A 251-nucleotide genomic window follows, 5' to 3' on the forward strand; every position below is an offset into this window, starting at 1 on the left:
CTCCAGACTAGAGAACTCACGGATAGTTCCTAATCTGGAGATTTCTTATTTGCACTTTTCTTGTACAACTTTATTCCATGGTAAATAAGCCTCTAAAACCTCTTTGTTTACGAGAGTTTCCTCGTTTGGAAGACATTCTAGAAGATAGGATAGATATTTTTCACTATTTAGTTGATGACGTTTAGCTGTTTCCAACAAACTCATAATAATAGCTGTTGCTTTAGCTCCTTCAAAACTTTGAGAAAACAACC

Annotated in this window: 1 protein-coding gene; it reads right to left on the reverse strand. The window is 35.1% G+C overall.

Annotated features, from left to right (window positions below; all coding sequences use genetic code 11):
* Positions 1 to 45: 45 nt before the first annotated feature.
* A partial coding sequence (locus HT715_RS01715; RefSeq protein ID WP_212750453.1) for a transposase domain-containing protein occupies positions 46 to 251 on the reverse strand: 206 nt, incomplete at its 5' end.

The organism is Streptococcus sp. 4155 (genome assembly GCF_013276695.1).
Lineage (GTDB): Bacteria > Bacillota > Bacilli > Lactobacillales > Streptococcaceae > Streptococcus > Streptococcus pseudopneumoniae.